Annotated in this window: 20 protein-coding genes; 18 read left to right on the forward strand and 2 right to left on the reverse strand. The window is 67.1% G+C overall.

All coding sequences use genetic code 11. The features are described from left to right. Positions 1-1,538: transketolase-like TK C-terminal-containing protein (locus tag AC5RWU_RS17880; protein ID WP_494037122.1), on the forward strand; the 1,538-nt coding region annotated here is incomplete at its 5' end. Here AC5RWU_RS17880 and AC5RWU_RS17885 read toward each other — a convergent pair. After that, entirely contained in the window at positions 1,535-1,744 is a 210-nt protein-coding gene (locus AC5RWU_RS17885) for a hypothetical protein (RefSeq protein ID WP_494032402.1), read from the reverse strand. The two genes, AC5RWU_RS17880 and AC5RWU_RS17885, sit on opposite strands and share 4 nt — an antisense overlap. Before the next feature lie 286 nt (positions 1,745-2,030). Between AC5RWU_RS17885 and uraD the strand changes: the two genes are divergently transcribed. The 4 genes from uraD (at position 2,031) to AC5RWU_RS17905 (ending at position 5,371) form a co-directional block, all read left to right on the forward strand. Continuing rightward, the gene (gene uraD, locus AC5RWU_RS17890; protein ID WP_494032403.1) at positions 2,031-2,525 is read left to right on the forward strand and encodes a 2-oxo-4-hydroxy-4-carboxy-5-ureidoimidazoline decarboxylase; all 495 of its coding nucleotides are present in this window, start codon (positions 2,031-2,033) and stop codon (positions 2,523-2,525) included. Then, positions 2,522-2,863 carry a hydroxyisourate hydrolase gene (gene uraH, locus AC5RWU_RS17895; protein WP_494032404.1) on the forward strand — a complete coding sequence of 114 codons (342 nt, stop codon included), beginning with the start codon at positions 2,522-2,524 and terminating at the stop codon, positions 2,861-2,863. Before uraD ends, uraH begins: the two co-directional genes overlap by 4 nt. A gap of 2 nt (positions 2,864-2,865) precedes the next feature. Continuing rightward, positions 2,866-3,792 carry a factor-independent urate hydroxylase gene (gene pucL / locus AC5RWU_RS17900; RefSeq protein WP_494032405.1) on the forward strand — a complete coding sequence of 309 codons (927 nt, stop codon included), beginning with the start codon at positions 2,866-2,868 and terminating at the stop codon, positions 3,790-3,792. Between the two features lie 85 nt (positions 3,793-3,877). Then, the gene (locus tag AC5RWU_RS17905) at positions 3,878-5,371 is read left to right on the forward strand and encodes a nucleobase:cation symporter-2 family protein (RefSeq protein ID WP_494032406.1); all 1,494 of its coding nucleotides are present in this window, start codon (positions 3,878-3,880) and stop codon (positions 5,369-5,371) included. A 168-nt stretch (positions 5,372-5,539) separates the two neighbouring features. On the opposite strand, the gene AC5RWU_RS17910 is transcribed toward AC5RWU_RS17905, so the two are convergent. Continuing rightward, positions 5,540-6,325 (reverse strand): IclR family transcriptional regulator, encoded by a 786-nt coding sequence (locus tag AC5RWU_RS17910; protein WP_494032407.1) that lies wholly within the window; start codon positions 6,323-6,325, stop codon positions 5,540-5,542. Between the two features lie 237 nt (positions 6,326-6,562). On the opposite strand from AC5RWU_RS17910, the gene AC5RWU_RS17915 reads away from it, so the two are divergent. From AC5RWU_RS17915 to AC5RWU_RS17975, 13 genes are all read left to right on the forward strand, one after another. Then, entirely contained in the window at positions 6,563-7,945 is a 1,383-nt protein-coding gene (locus tag AC5RWU_RS17915) for an NAD(P)-dependent malic enzyme (protein WP_494032408.1), read from the forward strand. A 37-nt stretch (positions 7,946-7,982) separates the two neighbouring features. Next, entirely contained in the window at positions 7,983-9,581 is a 1,599-nt protein-coding gene (gene aceB, locus AC5RWU_RS17920) for a malate synthase A (protein WP_494032409.1), read from the forward strand. Then, positions 9,581-10,921, forward strand: a complete 1,341-nt coding sequence (locus AC5RWU_RS17925) for a DUF6986 family protein (protein WP_494037123.1) — start codon at positions 9,581-9,583, stop codon at positions 10,919-10,921. The genes aceB and AC5RWU_RS17925 overlap by 1 nt, the downstream gene beginning before the upstream one ends. Continuing rightward, positions 10,918-11,727, forward strand: a complete 810-nt coding sequence (locus tag AC5RWU_RS17930; protein ID WP_494032411.1) for a bifunctional allantoicase/(S)-ureidoglycine aminohydrolase — start codon at positions 10,918-10,920, stop codon at positions 11,725-11,727. Before AC5RWU_RS17925 ends, AC5RWU_RS17930 begins: the two co-directional genes overlap by 4 nt. 175 nt (positions 11,728-11,902) lie before the next feature. Beyond that, a complete protein-coding gene (locus AC5RWU_RS17935) occupies positions 11,903-12,700 on the forward strand; it encodes a hydroxypyruvate isomerase family protein (protein ID WP_494032412.1) in 798 nt (265 codons plus the stop codon). A gap of 48 nt (positions 12,701-12,748) precedes the next feature. Then, positions 12,749-13,639: a 2-hydroxy-3-oxopropionate reductase gene (locus AC5RWU_RS17940; RefSeq protein ID WP_494032413.1), complete on the forward strand. Its 891-nt coding sequence runs from the start codon at positions 12,749-12,751 to the stop codon at positions 13,637-13,639. A 64-nt stretch (positions 13,640-13,703) separates the two neighbouring features. Beyond that, entirely contained in the window at positions 13,704-15,485 is a 1,782-nt protein-coding gene (gcl, locus tag AC5RWU_RS17945) for a glyoxylate carboligase (RefSeq protein WP_494032414.1), read from the forward strand. A gap of 20 nt (positions 15,486-15,505) precedes the next feature. Next, the gene (locus AC5RWU_RS17950) at positions 15,506-16,672 is read left to right on the forward strand and encodes a glycerate kinase (RefSeq protein WP_494032415.1); all 1,167 of its coding nucleotides are present in this window, start codon (positions 15,506-15,508) and stop codon (positions 16,670-16,672) included. Next, positions 16,665-18,038: an allantoinase AllB gene (gene allB, locus AC5RWU_RS17955; RefSeq protein ID WP_494032416.1), complete on the forward strand. Its 1,374-nt coding sequence runs from the start codon at positions 16,665-16,667 to the stop codon at positions 18,036-18,038. Before AC5RWU_RS17950 ends, allB begins: the two co-directional genes overlap by 8 nt. A 398-nt stretch (positions 18,039-18,436) precedes the next feature. Continuing rightward, the gene (locus AC5RWU_RS17960; RefSeq protein ID WP_494032432.1) at positions 18,437-19,978 is read left to right on the forward strand and encodes an NCS1 family nucleobase:cation symporter-1; all 1,542 of its coding nucleotides are present in this window, start codon (positions 18,437-18,439) and stop codon (positions 19,976-19,978) included. A 42-nt stretch (positions 19,979-20,020) separates the two neighbouring features. Further along, positions 20,021-20,776 carry an aspartate/glutamate racemase family protein gene (locus AC5RWU_RS17965; RefSeq protein ID WP_494032417.1) on the forward strand — a complete coding sequence of 252 codons (756 nt, stop codon included), beginning with the start codon at positions 20,021-20,023 and terminating at the stop codon, positions 20,774-20,776. A gap of 85 nt (positions 20,777-20,861) precedes the next feature. Then, complete coding sequence (locus AC5RWU_RS17970; RefSeq protein ID WP_494032418.1) at positions 20,862-21,707, forward strand: HpcH/HpaI aldolase/citrate lyase family protein; 846 nt, start codon at positions 20,862-20,864, stop codon at positions 21,705-21,707. 125 nt (positions 21,708-21,832) lie between these two features. Beyond that, on the forward strand, positions 21,833-22,030 hold the full coding sequence (locus AC5RWU_RS17975) for a hypothetical protein (RefSeq protein WP_494032419.1): 198 nt from the start codon (positions 21,833-21,835) through the stop codon (positions 22,028-22,030). Positions 22,031-22,062 lie beyond the last annotated feature (32 nt).

Here is a 22,062-nt window from a genome sequence, read left to right on the forward strand (position 1 = left end):
AGGGCTACGGTCTGGGCACGCACTTCGAGGGCCGCAACGCCACCCACCAGATGAAGAAGCTCACGCTCGAGGACCTGAAGAAGTTCCGCGACCACCTCCGGATTCCGATCAGCGACGAGCAGCTGGAAGCGGATCCGTACCGCCCGCCGTACTACCGCCCGGGAGCGGATGCGCCGGAGATCCAGTACCTGCTGGAGCGCCGGCGGGAACTCGGGGGCTTCGTGCCGGAACGGCGGGACCGGCATACCGCCGTCGAACTCCCCGGCGACAAGGCCTACGAGATTGCCAAGCGGGGTTCGGGCAAGCAGCAGGCAGCCACCACCATGGCCTTCGTCCGGCTGCTCAAGGACCTGATGCGGGACAAGGAGTTCGGCAAGCGCGTCGTGCCCATCATCCCGGATGAAGCGCGGACCTTCGGCATGGACTCCTTCTTCCCCACGGCCAAGATCTACAACCCGAAGGGACAGAACTACCTGTCCGTGGACCGCGACCTGGTCCTGGCCTACAAGGAATCGCCGCTGGGCCAGATTGTGCATCCAGGTATCAATGAGGCCGGTTCGGTGGCCGCGTTCACCGCCACGGGCACGTCCTACGCCACCCACGGCGAACCGCTGATCCCGATCTACATCTTCTACTCGATGTTCGGCTTCCAGCGCACCGCGGATTCCTTCTGGGCTGCGGCGGACCAGATGACGCGCGGTTTCATCATTGGCGCGACGGCGGGACGCACCACGCTCACCGGCGAGGGCCTGCAGCACGCCGACGGGCATTCGCCGATCCTGGCCTCCACCAACCCGGCCGTGGTCACCTACGACCCGGCGTACGGCTACGAAATCGGGCACATCGTCCGCGACGGACTGAACCGGATGTACGGTCCCGGCTCGCCGGACAACGACGCCGACCGGAACCTGATGTACTACCTCACCGTCTACAACGAGCCGATGGTGCAGCCGGCCGAGCCGGAGAACCTGGACGTCGAAGGCCTGCTGAAGGGCATCTATCTGCTGTCCCCGGCCACCGCGGAAGGCCCGCGCACGCAGCTGCTGGCCTCCGGCGTCGCGGTTCCCTGGGCGCTGGAAGCCCAGCAGATCCTGGCCGAGGAATGGGGCGTCTCCGCCGATGTCTGGTCCGTGACCTCCTGGAACGAACTGCGCCGCGACGCGCTGGCCGCCGAAGCAGACGCTTTCCTCAAGCCGGGTGAGAAAGCCCGCGTGCCGTTCGTGACGCAGCAGCTGGCGGGAGCAGCAGGACCGATCGTCGCGGTCAGCGACTACATGAAGGCCGTGCCGGACCAGATCCGCCAGTTCCTGCCCAACGAGTTCGCCACCCTGGGCGCGGACGGCTTCGGCTTCGCGGACACCCGCGCCGCGGCCCGCCGCTACTTCCAGATCGATTCCCATTCGATCGTGGTCAAGGCGCTGCAGCTGCTGGCGGCCAGGGGAGGGGTCGACGGCGGCGCGGTCGCCTACGCGATCGACCGCTACAAGCTGCATGATGTCAATGCCGGCACCACCGGAAGCGCCGGCGGCGACAGCTAGCGCCGAGGGGCCCCGGCCGAGCTTGCGAGGCCGGGGAAGGCGCGACGCGCCAGCGCCGCGCGGAAACTACGGGCACAGCGAAGGTGGTGCGGCCGCAGGATGGCCGGGTTGTCATTGTTGCCATAGGCGAACGCCCCGCCCAGCGCAAGTGCGGCGGACAGTGCAAAGGCCGCTGCCGCCGTCGTAATCCGGAGAGCCTGCGACATCCGCCCATCCCTTCCGGGGAGCCGGTCCCTGTGTGCCAGCATCCCGGTGCGCTGTTGGGAATTCTTTGGGTGCCGCGGCGCCTGGCAGCCGGGCCGGGATGTTCCGAAAAGAAGTTGCCCCCAGAAGCTTGACAGGGGTGGTGTGACCGCGATTACACTCATTGTGAAAACAAAATTCCACATCCCAAAAATGACCGGATCAGCCGGCATGACATCGAGTCGAACTCGGAATCTTCCGAGGGTAAGGGTGTTCAGCGCGGGGATGATGTAAGGAAAGCTGACGCCGATGGATATTACCCTTTTCAATTCGCTGAGCACCGAAAAAGCCGTTGAAATTCTCCGCCCGTGTGCAGACATCGTCCGCTGGGCCGAGGAGGTCGCCGTCGGCCGGCCCTATGCCTCCAAAGTGGACCTGGTGTCCTTCGCCCAGCATGCCGCCACCCCCTGGACGGAAGCTGAGATCGACGGCGCCCTGGCCCAGCACCCGCGCATCGGCGAGCAGGCCCAAGGGCCCAGCACGGAAGCCTCCATGTCCCGCAAGGAACAGTCCGGCGTCGAAACCTCTCCCGAAGTGCAGGCGAAACTGCTGGAAGGCAACCGCGCCTACGAGCACAAATTCGGCCGTGTCTTCCTGATCCGCGCCGCCGGCCGCAGCGCGCCGGAGATCCTCGAGTCGCTGGAGAAGCGCCTGCGGAACTCCGCGGAAGAGGAACTGCCCGTCGTGGCGCACGAGCTTCGTGAAATTGCCATCCTTCGACTCAAAGGACTCTTTGAATCATGAGCGTCAGCCATGTAACCACCCACATACTCGACACCGGGACCGGGAGGCCTGCCTCCGGTGTCAAGGCCACTCTGGAAGCCGAATCCGCTTCCGGCTGGCAGGAAATCGGCTCGGGTACCACGGACGGCGATGGCCGGATCAAGAACCTGGGACCAGAGCAGATTGAAGCAGGGACCTACCGCATCACGTTCGATACGGGTTCCTACTTCGGGAAGCAGGGAACGGAAACCTTCTTCCCGGCCGTGACGCTGATCTTCGCGTTGAAGGACGCAGGCCAGCACTACCACGTGCCGCTTCTTATCAGCCCGTTTGCATATTCCACTTACCGAGGGAGCTAGCAATGACTGCTATCGCAGAAAACCGGACCACCGCAGCAAACACCGCAGAGCCGCGGATCGTGCTGGGCAGGAACCAGTACGGCAAGGCAGAGGTCCGGGTCGTCAAGATCACCCGCGACACTGACCGCCACCAGATCGAGGACCTGAACGTCACCTCGCAGCTGCACGGCGATTTCGAGACCGCCCACACCGAGGGCGACAACAGCCACGTCGTTGCTACCGACACCCAGAAGAACACGGTCTACGCCTTCGCCCGCGACGGTGTCGGATCGCCGGAGGCCTTCCTGCTCCGGCTGGCTAGGCACTTCACCGAAAGCTTCGAGTGGGTGACCGGCGGACGCTGGGCCGCTGAACAGTACAGCTGGACCCGGATCGACAACCACGACCACGCGTTCTCCAAGGACAAGAGCGAAACCCGCACCGCTGTGCTGGTCGCCGACGGCGAGCAGCGCCACCTGGTTGCCGGGATCCAGGACCTCACCGTCCTGAAGTCCACGGGCTCGGAGTTCCACGGCTTCCCGCGGGACCGCTACACGACGCTCGTCGAGACCACGGACCGTATCCTCGCCACCGACGTCACTGCCCGCTGGCGCTATAACACCACCGACATCGACTTCAACGCGACCTACGCCAGTGTCCGGGTCCTGCTGCTCGACGCCTTCGCCAACACCCACTCGCTGGCTCTGCAGCAGACCATGTTCGAGATGGGCAAGAAGGTCCTCGAGGCCCACCCGGAGATCGGCGAAGTCAAGATGTCCCTGCCGAACAAGCACCACTTTCTGGTGGACCTGCAGCCCTTCGGCCTGGACAACCCCAACGAGGTATTCTACGCCGCGGACCGGCCCTACGGTCTGATCGAGGCCACGATCGTCCGCGAGGGCATCACTGAACCCGCCGGCGTGTGGGAGAACATCCCCGGCTTCTGCTAGGGACATCGTCCCGCATGCCGGGACATAAAAGGGGCCGGGATGCCTGCACGCATCCCGGCCCTTAAAGCCGACAAGGAGGTCAGCTATGAGCGCTCGGCGCCCCACGAAAGACAATACTATGACGACGCAACGCCCCGAAGATGAACGGCTGCCGCTGGGACGCAGTTTCGCCTACGGCCTGCAGCACGTCCTCACCATGTACGGCGGGATTATTGCTCCGCCCCTGATCATTGGCACCGCCGCCGGCCTGGAATCGGCCGAGATCGGCCTGCTTATCGCCTGCTGCCTCTTCATCGGCGGCGCGGCAACCATTCTCCAGACCGTGGGCATCCCATTCTTCGGCGCCCAGCTGCCGCTGGTGCAGGGCACATCTTTCGCCTCGGTGGCCACCCTCATCGCCATCGTCAACGGGGGCGGAGGCCTTCCGGCCGTCTTCGGGTCCGTCCTGGCCGCATCGATTATCGGCCTGGCCATCGCACCGTTCTTCGCGCGGATCATCAAGTTCTTCCCGCCGGTGGTCACCGGCGTCGTCATTACCACCATCGGCCTGACACTCATGCCGGTCGCGGCCAACTGGGCCATGGGCGGCAATCGCGAGGCCCAGGACTACGGCAGCCTGCAGAACATCGGGCTGGCCGCCCTGACCCTGGTGGTCGTGCTCCTGCTCAGCAAGGTTGGCAACGCGGCGATCTCCCGCCTGTCCATCCTGCTGGCCATGGTCATCGGCACCCTTGCGGCCGTTCTGTTCGGCATGGCAGACTTCTCCAACGTCGGCAACGGCCCCATCTTCGCCGTCCCGCAGCCGCTGGCCTTCGGTCTGCCGGTCTTCGACATCGCCGGCATCATTTCGATGACCATCGTCGTGCTGGTGATCCTGACCGAAACCACCGCGGACATCCTGGCCGTCGGCGAGATCGCCGGCAGCAAGGTGGACTCCAAGCGCATTGCCAACGGTCTGCGCGCGGACATGCTCTCCAGCGCCGTGGCGCCGATGTTCAATACCTTCACCCAGAGCGCCTTCGCCCAGAACGTCGGCCTGGTGGCGATCACCGGCATCAAGAGCCGCTTCGTGGTGACCGCCGGCGGCGCGATCCTGGTCATCCTGGGCCTGCTGCCGATCCTCGGCCGGGTAGTCGCAGCGGTGCCGACGCCCGTCCTGGGCGGTGCCGGCGTCGTCCTTTTCGGCACGGTGGCCGCCAGCGGTATCCGCACCCTGGCTAAGGTGGACTACAAGGACAACATGAACCTGATCGTCGTCGCGGCGTCCTTGGCGTTCGGCATGATCCCGATCGTCGCCCCGACGTTCTACGACAACTTCCCGACCTGGTTCGAGACCATCTTCCACTCCGGCATCAGCTCCGCCGCCGTGATGGCAGTGCTGCTGAACCTGCTGTTCAACCACCTCAAGCGCGGCAACAGCGCAGGCCAGTCCGTGTTCGTGGCCAGCGGCGATCGCTTCATCTGCGAGGACGAACTGGAAGCGCTCCGCGAGGGCGACTACCTCCAGGACGGCAGGCTGTATGACGCGGACGGCAACGAGGTCCCGGTGGCTCCGCCGGGCAGCCGCAGCGCACACTGATTCCACCTTCGGCGGGAGGCCGGCGTCGGCAACGGCGCCGGCCTGCTGCCCGTCCCGGGCAAGCCCGGTTTGCTCAGGTTCTTCCGCCCGTGGCGCGGTTTTTGCGGCGTGTCACTCGGACACGCCGCAAGGGCCTGACAGTACCTGAGCAGATTGAGCACGGGCCGGTCAGGCGCCTTGGTTCAGCTCGTCAGAGATCTGCTGTGCGGCCTTCCGCAGCAGCGGGACGGCCCGCTCGGCAAAGCTGTCGTCCACGCGGGAGACGGGGCCGGAGACGGAAATGGCCGTCGGGGTCGGGGCATCCGGCACAGCCATGGCGAAGCAGCGGACGCCGAGTTCCTGTTCGCCCTCGTCGATCGAGTAGCCGCGTTCGCGGATGGCGTCCAGTTCCTTGAGCAGGTCCGGCAGGTTGCCGATGCTGTGCTCGGTGGGGGTCGGCATACCCGCACGCTTGACGATGCCGGTGACGACGTCGTCGCTCAGCTGGGCCAGGATGGCCTTGCCGACGCCGGTGTCATGCATGTGCGCACGGCGCCCGACTTCGGTGAACATCCGCATGGCATGCGGCGACGGAACCTGGGCGATGTAGACCACCATGTCCGAATCCAGGATGGCCATATTGGAGGTCTCGCCGAGCTCGGTCACCAGGTGCCGCAGGTGCGGCATGGCCATGGACCCCAGCTGGCGGTTGGCGCCTTCGCCGAGGCGGATCAGCCGCGGGCCCAGGGCGTAACGGCGGTTCGGCAGCTGGCGGGCATAGCCCAGGGACACCAGGGTCCGCAGCAGCCGGTGGATCGTGGGCAGCGGGAGGTCAGTGGAGGAGGACAGCTCGCTCAGGGTGACCTCGCCGCCCGCCTCCGTAATGAGCTCCAGCAGTTCGAAGACGCGCTCGACGGACTGGACACCACCGGACGCAGTTTTGACCGGCGCCTTCGCCGGAGCATTTGCAGTCATTGTGGACTCCCGTTCATGAGGGCCGGCACCCGCGTCGGCCGAGGCGGCGCAGAAGCCGGTAGTAGCAATAATTTTTCCGCCTTGTGGAAAAGGAACACTTCGAGCGTACCGCATATTCCCCTCGCACTCCATGGGGTAGCGGCCCTTGTATTTCCAAAATGCAAAAGTTATTATCCATAATGCGAAAACTTTTCAGAGCCTTAGGAAGAGTCCTAGAGCGTATCCCCAGGAGGATCAATGGCGAGTCCCAGTCCCGGATATTCGATTACCCTGCGCGTGGAGGCCCCCACGAGTTTCAGCGCCACCAGCGAACTGGCTGCCGCCGTCGGAGCCGCCGGCGCGCAGATCACCGCACTCGATGTGACCGAGTCCCACCACGAGTCAATGGTCGTTGACGTCAGCTGCAACACCACCGATGCCGCCCACGGCGAGCGGGTCCGCGATGCGCTGAACGCCCTGGCAGGGGTCACAGTCCGCAAGCTCAGCGACCGCACCTTCCTGATGCACCTCGGCGGCAAGCTGTCGGTCAACCCGAAGGTCCCACTGCGCAACCGTGATGACCTCTCCCGTGCCTACACGCCCGGCGTCGCCCGTGTCTGCCTGGCCATTGCGGAGAACCCGGAGGACGCCCGCCGGCTCACCGTCAAGCGCAACACCATCGCCGTGGTCACCGACGGTTCCGCCGTGCTGGGCCTGGGCAACATCGGCCCGGCCGCCGCCCTGCCCGTGATGGAAGGCAAGGCCGCGCTGTTCAAGCAGTTCGCCGACGTCGATGCCTGGCCGGTCTGCCTGGACACCCAGGACACCGAGGAGATCATCCGCATCGTCAAGGCCCTAGCCCCGGTCTACGGCGGCGTGAACCTGGAGGACATTGCGGCCCCGCGCTGCTTCGAGATCGAGAACCGGCTGCGCGAGGAACTGGACATCCCGGTGTTCCACGACGACCAGCACGGTACCGCGATCGTGACCCTGGCGGCCCTGCACAACGCGCTGCGCGTGGTGGACAAGAAGATCGAAGCAATCCGGATCGTGGTCTCCGGCGTCGGCGCCGCCGGCTCCGCCATCGTCCAGCTGCTCCAGAGCCGCGGTGCGGCGAACATCGTCGCCTGCGACCGCCAGGGGGCCATCCACGCCGGCGGCGAGTACACCGATCCGCACCGCAAATGGATCGCGGACAACACCAACCCGGACGGCTTCAGCGGCACCCTGCACGAAGCGCTGGTGGATGCCGACGTCTTCATCGGCGTCAGCGGTCCGAACATTATGGATGACACGCACGTGGCCACCATGGCCAAGGACGCCATCGTCTTCGCCATGGCCAACCCGGACCCCGAAATCGCCCCGGTGCTCGCGGCCAAGCATGCCGCGGTCGTCGCCACCGGACGCAGCGACTTCCCCAACCAGATCAACAACGTCCTGGCCTTCCCCGGATTCTTCCGCGGCCTGCTGGATGCTGGCGTCGCGGACATCTCCCCTGAGATGCTGGGAACGGCGGCGGACGCCATCGCAGCCTGCGTTTCCGACGAGGAGCTGAACGCCAGCTTCATCATCCCCAGCGTGTTCGATCCGCAGGTAGCCCCGGCCGTGGCCGCCGCCGTTGCCGCGGCCGCGAGCGCCTGAACCCCCGGAACTTCACGACTTCAGAAAGGACAATGCCATGACCTTGGACATCACCGCTCCGCTGCCCTTCGACCGGGCCGCCGAGATCCTCACTCCGGAGGCGCTCGCCTTCGTCGAAAAGCTGCACGACCGTTTCGCCGCCGAGCGCGGCGCCCGCCTGGAGGCCCGCGCGGCCAAGCGCACCGAGGTGGCCCGGACTGGCAAGCTGGACTTCCTGCCGGAAACCGCCGATGTGCGTGCCGGTGACTGGACCGTCGCCCCGGCGCCGGCCGCGCTGCAGGACCGCCGCGTCGAAATTACCGGTCCGGCCACCCCGGCCAAGATGGCCATCAACGCCCTCAACTCCGGCGCCAAGGTGTGGCTTGCCGACCTCGAGGACGCCAGCAGCCCGTCCTGGCACAACGTGATCGACGGCCAGCTGTCCCTGTTCGACGCCGCCCGCGGCCGGCTGCGCTACACCTCCCCGGAGGGCAAGGTCTACGCACTGCGCACGGACGCCCCGCTCGCCGTCGTCGTCACCCGCCCGCGCGGCTGGCACATGGATGAGAACCACATCCACTACAACGGCAAGCCTGCCATCGGCGCCCTGGTGGACTTCGGCCTGCACTTCTTCCACAACGCCAAGCAGCTGTTGGAGAACGGCCACGGCCCGTACTACTACCTGCCGAAGATGGAGAGCCACCTGGAGGCGCGCCTCTGGAACGATATCTTCGTTTTCGCCCAGGACGAGCTCGGCGTCCCGCAGGGGTCCATCCGCGCCACGATGCTGATCGAAACTATCCCGGCCGCGTTTGAGATGGATGAGATCCTCTACGAACTGCGCGACCACGCCTCCGGCCTCAACGCCGGCCGATGGGACTACCTGTTCAGCATCATCAAGTACTTCCGCGACGCCGGCAGCGAATTCATCCTCCCGGACCGGGCCGCCGTGTCCATGACCGCGCCGTTCATGCGGGCCTACACCGAACTGCTGGTCAAGACCTGCCACGCCCGCAACGCCTTCGCCATGGGCGGTATGGCCGCGTTCATTCCGAACCGCCGTGAGCCGCAGATCACCGAGGAGGCATTCGCCAAGGTCCGCGCGGACAAGACCCGCGAGGCGAACGACGGCTTCGACGGCTCCTGGGTAGCGCACCCGGACCTGGTCCCGATCTGCCAGGAAGTGTTCGACGGCGTCCTGGGCCCCAAGCCGAACCAAGTGGACCGCAAGCGCGACGACGTCGAAGTCACCGCGGCCCAGTTGATCGACGTCGCCTCCGCGCCCGGCGAGGTCACCGAGGCGGGCCTGCGCGGCAACCTCTATGTCGCCGTCGCCTACACGGCTGTCTGGCTCTCCGGCAACGGGGCGGTCGCCATCCACAACCTGATGGAGGACGCCGCCACCGCGGAGATCTCCCGCTCGCAGGTCTGGCAGCAGATCCGCAATCAGGTCAAGCTTACGGACACCGGCAACACGGTGACCCGCGACCTGGTGGAACGTCTGCTTAAGGAGGAGACCGAGAAGCTGCGCTCCGAGGTCGGCGAGGAGGACTTCACGAAGTTCTACGAGCCGGCAGCCCGGATCATCGCGGATATTTGCCTCTCCGAGGAGTACACGGACTTCCTCACCACCCCGGCCTACAAGCTGGTGGCCTAGTGAGCCCGGTTAAGGAAGGGAACCCGGTGCAGGAGGAGGTTGCCGGCGGCACCTTCGACCTCGCAGCCTTCGACGCGCAGTTGGCTGACACGGACCGCCTGCTCGCCCGTGCCTACAAGGGCGACGACGGCACCCGCCAGCCGGTGCACACGGTCTATGTGCCGGCGGACCGGTACCGCCCGTCGCTGCCGCTGCACTGGGGGCAGGAGGCGACGGCGGCGGTCACCGAGTACGGCGGTTTCACCAAGCTGAGCCGGCTCCTGGGCCTGAGCGAGGCGCTCGCCGAGCAGGTCGCGCCGAAGGTGGCGGCCAAGCTCGCCTCCGAGCCGATCGAGGACCTGCGGCTGGACTTCGAGGACGGCTACGGCAACCGCCCGGACGAGGAAGAGGACGCCGACGCCGTCCGGGCCGCCGAGCAGGTTGCCGACGCCGTGGCACACGGCATGGCGCCGCCCTTTATCGGCATCCGCTTCAAGTCCTTCGAAGCACCGACCCGCCGCCGGGGCCTGCGGACGCTGGACCTCTTCGTATCCACGCTCGTCCGGCTGGGCCGGGATGCGGACCGGACGGGGGCCGCGGATCCGCTGCCGGCCAGCCTGGTGCTGACGCTGCCGAAGGTCACCACGGTGGCCCAGGTAGAGGCGATGGTTTCCGCCTGCCTCCAGTTGGAGCAGGCCCACGGCCTGCCGGAGCGCCGGCTGCGCTTCGAGGTGCAAATGGAAACCCCGCAGCTGATCCTCGGCGCGGACGGCTCCGTGCCGGCAGCCCAGCTCCCGCACCGGGGCGATGGCCGGATCACCGCGCTGCACTACGGCACCTACGACTACAGCGACTCACTGCAGATCGCCGCGGCCTACCAGTCCATGGAGCACCCCGCGGCGGACTTCGCCAAACAGGTCATGCAAGTCGCCGTGGCGGGTACCGGCATCCGCCTCTCCGACGGCTCCACCAACATCATTCCGGTGGGTACGGCCGAGGAAGTGCTGGCCGCCTGGCAGCTGCACGCCCGGCTGGTGCGGCGCTCGCTGGAGAACGGCTACTACCAGGGCTGGGACCTGCATGCCGCGCAGCTGCCCACGCGCTTCATCGCCACCTACGCGTTCTACCGCGAGGGCCTGCCGGCCGGGGCAGTCCGGCTGCGCAACTACGTGCACCGCAGCGCCAGCGGCATCATGGACGAGCCTGCCACCGCCCGGGCACTGGCCCGCTTCGTCAACCGCGGCGTGCTCTGCGGCGCGGTCAGCGCCGCGGAGGTCCAGGAACAGGCCGGCATCTCCCTGGCTCAGCTGCAGCAGCTGGCGCATCCCAACCTTCACAGCAACCCCAAGGAACAGCAATGAGCTACTTCTCACCCGAAGGCGGCCTGCCGCCGCAGACCAACCTGCTCACCGACCGCGCGGTCGTCAAGCAGGCCTACACCGTCATCCCGAAGGGCGTGCTGCGGGACATCGTCACCAGCAACCTGCCGGGCTGGACGAATACCCGGTCCTGGATCATCGCCCGGCCGATCGCCGGATTTGCGACGACGTTCGCTCAGCTGATCGTGGAGGTGGCCCCCGGCGGGGGAAGCCAGAAGCCGGAGCCGGAGGCCGGCGTCGAAGGCGTCATCTTCCTGACCAAGGGCCAGCTGATGCTGACCCTGGAAGGCGAGCAGCACACGCTGGAAGCGGGCGGGTACGCCTACCTCGCCGCCGGTGCGGACTGGTCGGTCAAGAACGACGGCGGCGAGGCCGCCAGTTTCCACTGGGTCCGCAAGGCCTACGAGCCGCTGGAGGGCTATACGGCCAAGTCCTTCGTCACCAGCGACCAGGACGTGGAGCCGTCCCCGATGCCGGGCACCGACGGCAAGTGGGCCACCACGCGCTTCGTGGACCCCAATGACCTGGCGCACGACATGCATGTGAACATCGTGACGTTCGAACCGGGCGCCTCCATTCCGTTCGCCGAGACGCACGTGATGGAGCACGGCCTCTTTGTCCTGGAGGGCAAAGCCGTCTACCGGCTCAACGACGACTGGGTGGAGGTGGAGGCCGGTGACTTCATGTGGCTGCGCGCCTTCTGCCCGCAGGCCTGCTACGCCGGCGGTCCCGGCAAGTTCCGCTACCTGCTCTACAAAGACGTTAACCGGCAGATCCGGCTGACCTAGTTGCGGCGTTGTTGACACTCCGCCCCCGGCACACGCCGGGGGCGGAGGTGTTTAAGTCCCGACGGTGACGGGGTTGACGTGGCTCACATTCATTCCCTAGACTTTTCATATAGCAAAAGTATTCTTCCACATTATGAAATACACGAAGAGCCAGAACCGAGCAAGGAAGCTGAAGATGACCTACACCGTGAACTGCTCCATCCTGCTGACCGACCTCCCGCTGCTCGAGCGTCCGGCCGCAGCGAAGGCCGCTGGGTTTGACGCCGTCGAGTTCTGGTGGCCGTTCGCCTCCTCCGTCCCTTCCGACGCCGAGGTGGCGGCCTTCGAGCAGGCCATCACCGACGCCGGTGTCCAGCTGACCGGCCTGAACTTCAATGCCGGGGACATGCCGGCCGGCGACCGCGGCCTGGTCTCCTGGAAAGGGCGCTGCTCGGAGTTCAAGGACAACATTGCCGTGGTCGCCGGCATCGGCGAGCGGCTGGGCTGCAAGGCTTTCAACGCGCTCTACGGCAACCGCCAGGCAGAGCACAGCCCCGAAGCGCAGGACGAGCTGGCCGTGAAGAATCTGGTGGCCGCAGCCGAGGGTGTCGCGGCGATCGGCGGCACCGTGCTGCTGGAGCCGGTCTCCGGCGCGGACCGCTACCCGCTCAAGACCGCCGCGGACGCCCTGGCGGTCCTCGCCAAGGTCAATCAGGCCGGCGCGGAGAACATCAAGCTGCTGGCGGACTTCTACCACCTGGCCGTCAACGGCGACGACGTCGAGGCCGTCATCGAGAGCCACGCCAAGGACTTCGGCCACATCCAGATTGCGGACAACCCTGGCCGCGGGGCTCCCGGAACCGGTGAGCTTCCCCTCGGCGAATGGATCGCACGGAGCCGCGACCTCGGCTACGAGGGCTACATCGGCCTCGAATACAAGGCGCCGACCGAGTCCGCCTTCACCTGGGCCATCCGCGAACGCGTCGCCCGCTAAGGCCGCCGCCCGCCAGATACACCCAAGACTTCTTCGAAAGGAACCATCATGACCGCACAGAACAGCAAGGTCGCCGTCATTGGCCTGGGCATCATGGGCCTGCCCATGGCCATCAACCTGGTGAAGGCCGGCTTCAGCGTCACCGGCTTCAACCGCAGCCAGGACAAGATCGAGAAGCTCGTTTCCGAAGGCGGCAAGGGTGCGGTGAACATCGCTGAAGCCGTCAAGGATGCCGACGTCGTTCTCACCATGGTGCCGGACTCTCCGGACGTGGAAGGCGTGGTCAGCGGCCCCGACGGCGTCTTCGCCAACGCGAAGCAGGGCGCCCTCTGGATCGATGCCAGCAGCATCCGCCCGGATGTTGCCAAGCGGCTGTCCGACGACGCCCGCGCCGCCGGCATCCATCCGCTGGACGCCCCGGTCTCCGGCGGCGAGCAGGGAGCGATCGACGGCGTGCTGTCCATCATGGTCGGCGGCGAGGCCGCTGACTTCGAGGCGGCCCAGGGCGTCCTCAACGCTGTGGGCAAGACGATCGTCCACGTCGGCCCCTCCGGCTCCGGCCAGACCGTCAAGGCTGCGAACCAGCTGATCGTCGCGGTCAACATCGAGGCCCTCGCCGAAGCCATCGCCTTCCTCGAGGCCTACGGCGTCGACACCGACGCCGCCCTCAAGGTCCTCGGCGGCGGCCTCGCCGGTTCCAAGGTCCTGGACCAGAAGGGGCAGAAGATGCTGGACCGCAACTTCGACCCCGGCTTCCGCCTGGCCCTGCACCACAAGGACCTGGGCATCGTCACCTCCGCCGCCCGCGAGGCCGGCGTGGCCACCCCGCTGGGTGCCGCCGTCGCGCAGCTCGTCGCAGCCCTCGTGAACCGGGGCGACGGCGGCCTGGACCATTCCGGCCTCTTCAAGCTCGTGAACGAGCTCTCCGCCGCCAAGTAAACACCCAGCCCGCTGCACCGGGCTCACCCACCCAATACTTTCTTGAACCTGCAAGGAGACTGTCATGCCAAAGATGCGCGCTGTTGACGCCGCCGTGGCCATCCTGGAGAAGGAGGGCGCCACCCAGGCCTTCGGCCTGCCGGGCGCAGCCATCAATCCGTTCTATTCCGCGATGAAGGCCCACGGCGGCATCCGCCACGTGCTGGCCCGCCACGTCGAAGCCGCCTCGCACATGGCCGAAGGCTACACCCGCACCAATCCGGGCAACATCGGGATCTGCATCGGCACCTCCGGGCCCGCCGGCACCGACATGATCACCGGACTCTACTCCGCCTCCGCGGACTCCATCCCGATCCTGTGCATCACCGGCCAGGCCCCGGTGTCCCGCCTGCACAAGGAGGACTTCCAGGCCGTGGACATCGCCTCCATCGCGAAGCCGGTCACCAAGATGGCCGTCACGGCGCTGGAGCCGGCCCAGGTGCCCGGCGCGTTCCAGCAGGCCTTCCAGCTGATGCGCTCCGGCCGTCCCGGCCCGGTGCTGATCGACCTGCCGATCGACGTCCAGATGGCCGAGATCGAGTTCGATATCGACACCTACGAGCCGCTGCCGCTCGCCACCCCGCAGGCCACCCGCGCCCAGGCCGCCAAGGCCCTGGACATGCTGCTGGCCGCCGAGAAGCCGGTCATCGTGGCCGGCGGCGGCATCATCAACGCGGACGCCTCCGCGCAGCTGGTGGAGCTGGCCGAGACCCTGAACATCCCGGTCATCCCCACGCTGATGGGCTGGGGCGCCATTCCGGACGACCACCCGCTGGCCGCCGGCATGGTGGGCCTGCAGACCTCGCACCGCTACGGCAACGCGACCATGCTGGCCTCCGACTTCGTGATCGGCATCGGCAACCGCTGGGCCAACCGCCACACCGGCGCGCTGGACGTCTACACCCAGGGCCGCAAGTTCGTGCACATCGACATCGAGCCCACCCAGATCGGCCGCGTCTTCGCGCCGGACTACGGCATTGTCTCCGACGCCGGCGCCGCCCTGGACCGCCTGCTGGAGATCGCCCGCGAGAAGAAGAACGACGCCGCCCTGCCGGACTACAGCGCCTGGGTCGCCGAATGCGCCGAGCGCAAGGCCACGCTGCAGCGCAAGACGCACTTCGACAACGTACCGATGAAGCCGCACCGCGTGTACGAGGAGATGAACCGGGCCTTCGGCAGGGACGCCCGCTACGTCACCACCATCGGTCTGTCCCAGATCGCCGGCGCCCAGCTGCTGCACGTGTACAAGCCGCGGCACTGGATCAACTGCGGCCAGGCCGGCCCGCTGGGCTGGACGCTGCCCGCTGCCCTGGGTGTGGCCACCGCGGATCCGGAGGCCACCGTCGTCGCACTTTCCGGTGACTACGACTTCCAGTTCCTGATCGAGGAACTGGCCGTGGGCGCACAGTTCCAGATACCGTACATCCACGTGGTCGTCAACAACTCCTACCTGGGCCTGATCCGCCAGGCTCAGCGCGGCTTCGAGATGGATTACCATGTCTCGCTGGCCTTCGAGAACATCAACTCCCCGGAGACCGACGGCTACGGTGTGGACCACGTCAAGGTGGCCGAGGGCCTGGGCTGCAAGGCCATCCGCGTGACCAACCCGGAAGACCTGTTCCCCGCGCTGGAAAAGGCCAAGGCGCTGATGGCGGAATACAAGGTGCCGGTGGTGGTCGAGGCCATCCTGGAGCGAGTCACCAACATCGCCATGGGTGCTGCCGGGATCGACGCCATCAACGAATTCGAGCCGCTGGCCGAAACCGCGGCGGATGCCCCCACAGCGATCTCTGCCATCACAGCCTGAATCCACGCAGAATGGAAACCATGCGTGTGGTGATTGCCCCTGACAAGTTCAAGGGGTCGCTGACAGCGGACCAGGTCGCTGACCGGCTCGAGGCCGGACTGTTGTCCTTCGGCGGCGTCACGGTGGACAAGGTTCCGGTGGCCGACGGCGGGGAGGGAACCCTCGATGCCGCCGTCGCCTCCGGTTTCACCCGGCACGCCGTGACCGTATCCGGCCCCACCGGCGAACCGGTGGAGGCTGCGATCGCGGTCCGCGGCGGGCAGGCCGTCGTCGAAATGGCGGCGGCCTCCGGGCTGGCGGTCCTGCCCGGAGGCGTGCTGCGTGCCCGCGAGGCCACCAGCCTGGGCACCGGCCAGTTGATCCGGGCGGCCCTGGACCTGGGCTGCACCGAGGTCGTGCTGGCCGTCGGCGGCAGCGCCAACACGGACGGCGGGGCCGGCATGCTGGCCGGCCTCGGTGCCCGGCTGCTGGACGACGCCGGCCGGGACCTGCCGCACGGCGGCGCCGCCTTGGCGCGGCTGGCGGCGGTGGACCTCTCCGGGCTGGATCCCCGCCTGGCCGCCGTGCGGTTCACGCTGGCCAGCGACGTCGACAATCCGCTGCTGGGGCCCAGCGGTGCCGCAGCCATCTTCGGCCCGCAGAAGGGTGCCACCGCCCAGGATGTCGAGGACCTCGACGCCGCCCTGGCGCAGTTTGTCCGCCTCCTCGCCGCCGAGCTTGGACCGGGGGCCCGCGAAACCGCAGCCTCGCCGGGTGCCGGCGCCGCCGGCGGTGTCGGCTACGCGGCGCTCGCCGTGCTCGGCGCACAGCGCCGGCCCGGCATTGATGTGGTCCTGGAACTGACCGGGCTGGCCGCGCGCCTGCCGGGTGCCGCCGTCGTGGTTACCGGCGAGGGCAGCCTGGACGGCCAGAGCCTGGGCGGCAAGACGCCGATAGGCGTGGCGCAGGCGGCCGCGGCCGCCGGAGTGCCGGTGATCGCGGTCTGCGGCCGGTCCACCCTGACAGTTCCGGAGCTGGCGGCAGCCGGCTTCGAGCAGACGTACGCGCTCACCGAACTGGAGCGCGATGTTGAAAGATGCATGGCCCACGCCGGCGAGCTCGTTGAAGAGATCGGCCGGTCGCTGGGAGCCTACATTGAGGCCCGGTACCGTATCGGTACGGGAGCAAAGGAGTACGCACATGACTGAGGAAACTTCCGCCCAGGCGGTGGACCGCGGCACCGGCTTCGACCTGGTGGTCCGCGGCCGGAACATCATGACGACGGCGGGCATTGGCGCCCGCGAGGTCGGTATCCGCGACGGCGTCATCGCCGCGATCGAGCCGCTGGGCAACGGCCTGCAGGGCCGCGAGGTGATCGAGCTGGCCGATGATGAGACGCTTATCCCCGGCCTGGTGGACACCCACGTCCACGTCAACGAGCCCGGCCGCACCGAGTGGGAGGGCTTCGCCTCCGCCACCCGTGCCGCCGCGGCCGGCGGGGTGACCACCATCATCGACATGCCGCTCAACAGCATTCCGCCCACGGTCAACGTGGACGCGCTCAAGCAGAAGCGCGAGGCGGCCCAGGACCAGGCGTTTGTGGACGTCGGTTTTTGGGGCGGCGCCATCCCGGGCAACACCGCGGACCTGCGCCCGCTGCATGACGAGGGTGTCTTCGGCTTCAAGTGCTTCCTGCTCCACTCCGGTGTGGACGAATTCCCGCACCTGGAAGCGGACGAGATGGAGCAGGACATGGCGGAGCTGAAGAGCTTCGACTCCCTCATGATCGTGCACGCGGAGGACTCCCGGGCCATCGACCGCGCCCCGCACGCTGAAGGGGACAAGTACCAGCGCTTCCTCGAATCCCGCCCCCGCGGCGCGGAGAACGTGGCCATCGCCGAGGTGATCGAGCGGGCGCGCTGGACCGGTGCCCGCGCGCACATCCTGCACCTGTCGTCGTCGGACGCCCTGCCGATGATCGCCTCCGCCAAGCGCGACGGCGTCCGGCTCACCGTGGAGACCTGCCCGCACTACCTGACGCTGCTGTCCGAAGAGATCCCCAACGGCGCCACTGCATTCAAGTGCTGCCCGCCGATCCGCGAGGCCTCCAACCGGGAACTGCTCTGGCAGGGCCTGGAGGAGGGCATCATCGACTGCATTGTCTCCGACCACTCGCCCAGCACGCTGGACCTGAAGGACCTGGAGAACGGCGATTTCGGCGTGGCCTGGGGCGGCATTTCCTCGCTCCAGCTGGGCCTGTCCCTGATCTGGACCGAGGCACGGCACCGCGGCATCCCGCTGACCCAGGTGGTCGAGTGGATGTCCAAGCGCCCGGCTGAACTGGCACGGCTGATCCGCAAGGGCCAGCTGGCGCTGGGCTATGACGCGGACTTCTCCGTATTCGCGGCGGACGACGCGTTTGTGGTGGACGTGGCGAAGCTGCACCACAAGAACCCGATCTCGCCGTACGCCGGCAAGCCGCTTGCCGGCGTCGTCCGCCGCACCTTCCTGCGCGGCAGCGAAATCGACGGTACGACGCCGACGGGCAGGCTGATCCGCCGCGGCACCGCCTAGAGCACTTGCTTGGCCCCCCTCCCGGTGACTCCGCAGCACGCGCCCGTATAGGCGCTCAGACGTGCGTCTGCTGCAGAATCAGGGTCCCGGAGTGGGGCCAGAAAGCCCAGCCTGCCGGCATTACGCCACCGGCCGGCTGTTTCCGGCGCGGACGTTGGCACTTCCCGCTGGAGCCAGGAGAGGGCCTTCCTTCATTGCTCGGGAAGGCCCTCTCTTTTCTTGGCGCGACGCCAGGATCTGCGCCAAACAATTCCACTATATGAAAATCAGTTTTCCTCTTGTGGAATTATGTGACCCCCGTTACGCTGGGTGAAATGCCCTTGCGGGCCGTGTCCCTTCCGCTTGAAAGCTCCACCGGCGCCATGCGGCGCCCGCCCCTAATAGAAGGTACTTCGATGATGAACGTCACCTCCACCCAACAGACCGAGGCAGGCACCATGCCGGCATCCGGACAACCCAAGCCCCCGGCCACGGCTCTGGACACCAGCGGCCTGCCGGAGATCAGCGAGAAGCTGTACAACCAGGACCTAGCGCCCACCAAGCAGAAGGGCCGCAGCTGGACCGGCTACAGCATCTTCACCCTGTGGGCCAACGATGTCCACAGCCTCGGCAACTACGCCTTCGCGATCGGCCTCTTCGCCCTGGGCCTGGGCGGCTGGCAGATCCTGCTGGCCCTAGGCGTGGGGGCAGTGCTGCTGTTCCTGCTGCTGAACCTCTCCGGCTTCATGGGCCACAAGACGGGTGTTCCGTTCCCGGTCATGAGCCGCATCAGCTTCGGCATCCGCGGCGCGCAGATTGCGGGAATGCTCCGCGGTGGTGTGGCCATCGTCTGGTTCGGCATCCAGACGTATCTGGCTTCCGTGGTCTTCCGCGTCATGCTGGTGGCGCTGTTCCCGGCCCTGGCCGAATTTGACACCAACTCCATCCTGGGCCTGTCCACCCTGGGCTGGGCCGCCTTCGTGGTCCTGTGGGCCGTCCAGGTCTACATCGTCCGCCATGGCATGGAAATGATCCGCAAGTACGAGGCCTTCGCCGGGCCGATCATCCTGCTGACCATGGCCGCCGTGGCCGTATGGATGTTCATCTCCGCCGGCGGCTCCATCGCCTTCTCCACGGACAACGCCCTGACCGGCGGTGAAATGTGGGCCAAGATCTTCGCCGGCGGCGCCCTCTGGGTGGCCATCTACGGCACCTTCGTGCTCAACTTCTGCGACTTCACCCGCTCCTCCGTCTCCCGCAAGTCCATCACGTCGGGCAACTTCTGGGGCATCCCGGTTAACATGCTGGTCTTCGGCCTGATCGTGGTCGTCCTGGCCGGCGCCCAGTTCAAGATCAACGGCACCGTGATCGAAAGCCCCGCGGACATCATCCAGACCATCCCCAACACCTTTTTCCTGGTGCTGGCCTGCCTGGCCCTGCTGATCCTGACCATCGCGGTCAACCTGATGGCCAACTTCGTGGCTCCCGTCTACGCGCTGACCAACCTGTTCCCCAAGCGCCTGAACTTCCGCCGCGCCGGCATGGTCAGCGCCGGCATCGGCCTGGTCATCCTGCCGTGGAACCTCTACAACAACCCGCTGGTGATCGTGTACTTCCTGGGCGGGCTGGGCGCCCTGCTGGGCCCGTTGTTCGGCGTCGTGATGGCCGACTACTGGCTGATCCGCAAGTCGCGAATCAACGTTCCGGACCTCTACACGGAGAACCCTAACGGCACCTACTTCTACAAGGACGGCTACAACCGGCCGGCCATCGCGGCGCTGATCCCGGCCTCGGCCATCGCGATCCTGATCGCGTTCATCCCGACCCTCGGCGCGCTGTCTTCCTTCTCCTGGTTCTTCGGAGCCGGCATCGCCGCAGTGGTCTACTACGCCATCGCCGACCGCAAGCGGACTTACGCCGACGTCAGCGGCGAGCCGATCGCCGTCGAAAGCGTCCACTGAGACACGCCCACCCCGCACCACCACCGCCAACCCGAGGACACCATGCGAATCCTTGTTGTTAACGTCAACACCACCCAGTCCATGACCGAGGCCATCGGAGCGCAGGCGCAGGCTTTCGCCGCCGAGGGCACGGAGATCGTGGCCCTGACGCCCCGCTTCGGCGCCGAATCCGTCGAGGGCAACTTCGAGAGCTACCTGGCCGCCGTGGCCGTCATGGACCGGGTGGCTTCCTACCCCGAACCGTTCGACGCCGTCATCCAGGCCGGCTACGGCGAGCACGGCCGCGAGGGGTTGCAGGAGCTGCTGGACGTTCCGGTGGTCGACATCACCGAGGCGGCCGCCAGCACGGCCATGTTCCTGGGCCACAAGTACTCGGTGGTCACCACCCTCGACCGCGCGGTGCCGCTGATCGAGGACCGGCTGAAGGTCGCGGGCCTCGAGGCCCGCTGCGCCTCCGTGCGCGCCAGCGGCCTGGCGGTCCTGGAACTGGAGGAGGACCCGGCCCGCGCGGTCGAAACCATCGTGGACCAGGCCGAGCGGGCCGTCCGCGACGACAAGGCGGAGGTGATCGTCCTGGGCTGTGGCGGCATGGCCGGCCTGGACGAGCAGATCCGGGCCCGCACCGGTGTTCCGGTGGTCGACGGCGTTGCCGCCGCGGTGACCATTGCCGAGTCGCTGGTGCGGCTGGGCCTGTCCACTTCCAAGGTGCGCACCTTCGCGCCGCCGCGCACCAAACGGGTGACCGGCTGGCCGTTGTCGACGACGGCTGCCGAGGGCATGCTCGGCGCCGAAGCGTAGGGATACGCCCCGGCGCCAGTAATGGTGGACACATAACCCCCGGCTCCAGTGGAAAACAGATCCGGCAACTACGTAAGGTTGATGCATGGTCGCATTGAGAAACCGCCGCGCTGCTGCGCTGCCTGCAAAGCTTTCCCGCTCCTGGCTGCTTGCCGCAGCCGCTGACGAGGCAAACTTTGCGCCGGCGCTGGCGTCCGAAGCGGACTCGGTGATTTTCGACCTGGAGGACGGCACCCCTGCCGGGCAGAAGGATGAGGCCCGTGACCGCGTGGTTGAAGCCTTGTCCACCGGCATGACCGCCTGGGTCCGGGTCAACGGCATCAACAGCGACGAATGGGCGGCCGACCTTGCGGCCCTGTCCAAGGCGCCTGGACTGCGCGGCGTGATGCTGGCCATGACGGAGCAGCCGGAGCAGGTCACGCATACCGCCATGCGCCTGCAGGCAGGCACCCCGGTCCTGGCCCTGATCGAATCCGCCGTCGGCATCGAGAACGCGACCGCGATTGCACGCGCACCCGGTACCTTCCGGCTGGCCTTCGGCGTGGGCGACTTCCGCCGTGACACCGGTGCCTCGGACGACCCCATGGCGCTGGCCTACGCCAGGTCCCGCCTGGTCATCGCCTCCCGCGTGGGCGAGCTCCCCGGCCCCATCGACGGGCCGACGGTGGGTGCGCTGGGGGAGGAGCTGCTGGAAGCCTGCAAGGTGACCGCGTCCATGGGCATGACCGGCAAGCTCTGCCTCAGGACGGAGCAGACGGACACCATCAACAAGGGACTCTCGCCCAGCGAATCGGAGATCCAGTGGGCCCACGAGCTGCTGGACGCCCACGCCTCCGGCGCCGTGGTGGGTGACGGCTCTTATCTGCCGCGCCTGGCCCGGGCCCAGAAGATCTCCTCGCTGGCCGATTCCTACGGGCTCTGGAACGCCTAGCAGCCGGGCATCCGGCTGGTTCAGGCGGGACCGGACCCAGCCGGATACTAAGGTATCTGATTGTTTTGCCGCCGCTGCGGCGGTACGTTGGCCGCATCTGACTCCCTGTACGGAAGGATGCTGTGGTGGACGAGCGCACGCGCAAGGTCCGGCTGGCGGCAGCCGATAAAGAGTCCGCACAATTCGCCCTCGATAATGCCGACGCGGATCTGCGCGACGCCATCCGCGAAGCTCTTGCCGAAGGCGCGCCCGTCGCTGACCTGGCGGAGTCGTCGGACCTGCCGCCGCACCAGATCAAGAAACTGGGACGGTCAGCCAACTGACTGCAGCAGGTAATTGAAGTTCAGGCCCTTGG

Source organism: Arthrobacter sp. B0427-1-12 (genome assembly GCF_059092905.1).

Excerpts from the sequence above, each read along its gene's own strand:
- AC5RWU_RS17905 (WP_494032406.1), top strand. The coding sequence starts at position 3,878 with ATGAGCGCTCGGCGCCCCACGAAAGACAATACTATGACGACGCAACGC.
- AC5RWU_RS17970 (WP_494032418.1), top strand. The coding sequence starts at position 20,862 with ATGGTCGCATTGAGAAACCGCCGCGCTGCTGCGCTGCCTGCAAAGCTT.
- AC5RWU_RS17935 (WP_494032412.1), top strand. The coding sequence starts at position 11,903 with ATGACCTACACCGTGAACTGCTCCATCCTGCTGACCGACCTCCCGCTG.
- allB (WP_494032416.1), top strand. The coding sequence starts at position 16,665 with ATGACTGAGGAAACTTCCGCCCAGGCGGTGGACCGCGGCACCGGCTTC.
- aceB (WP_494032409.1), top strand. The coding sequence starts at position 7,983 with ATGACCTTGGACATCACCGCTCCGCTGCCCTTCGACCGGGCCGCCGAG.
- AC5RWU_RS17885 (WP_494032402.1), bottom strand. The coding sequence starts at position 1,744 with ATGTCGCAGGCTCTCCGGATTACGACGGCGGCAGCGGCCTTTGCACTG.
- AC5RWU_RS17950 (WP_494032415.1), top strand. The coding sequence starts at position 15,506 with ATGCGTGTGGTGATTGCCCCTGACAAGTTCAAGGGGTCGCTGACAGCG.
- AC5RWU_RS17965 (WP_494032417.1), top strand. The coding sequence starts at position 20,021 with ATGCGAATCCTTGTTGTTAACGTCAACACCACCCAGTCCATGACCGAG.
- AC5RWU_RS17930 (WP_494032411.1), top strand. The coding sequence starts at position 10,918 with ATGAGCTACTTCTCACCCGAAGGCGGCCTGCCGCCGCAGACCAACCTG.
- uraD (WP_494032403.1), top strand. The coding sequence starts at position 2,031 with ATGGATATTACCCTTTTCAATTCGCTGAGCACCGAAAAAGCCGTTGAA.
- AC5RWU_RS17960 (WP_494032432.1), top strand. The coding sequence starts at position 18,437 with ATGAACGTCACCTCCACCCAACAGACCGAGGCAGGCACCATGCCGGCA.
- pucL (WP_494032405.1), top strand. The coding sequence starts at position 2,866 with ATGACTGCTATCGCAGAAAACCGGACCACCGCAGCAAACACCGCAGAG.
- uraH (WP_494032404.1), top strand. The coding sequence starts at position 2,522 with ATGAGCGTCAGCCATGTAACCACCCACATACTCGACACCGGGACCGGG.
- AC5RWU_RS17910 (WP_494032407.1), bottom strand. The coding sequence starts at position 6,325 with ATGACTGCAAATGCTCCGGCGAAGGCGCCGGTCAAAACTGCGTCCGGT.
- AC5RWU_RS17940 (WP_494032413.1), top strand. The coding sequence starts at position 12,749 with ATGACCGCACAGAACAGCAAGGTCGCCGTCATTGGCCTGGGCATCATG.
- AC5RWU_RS17915 (WP_494032408.1), top strand. The coding sequence starts at position 6,563 with ATGGCGAGTCCCAGTCCCGGATATTCGATTACCCTGCGCGTGGAGGCC.
- gcl (WP_494032414.1), top strand. The coding sequence starts at position 13,704 with ATGCCAAAGATGCGCGCTGTTGACGCCGCCGTGGCCATCCTGGAGAAG.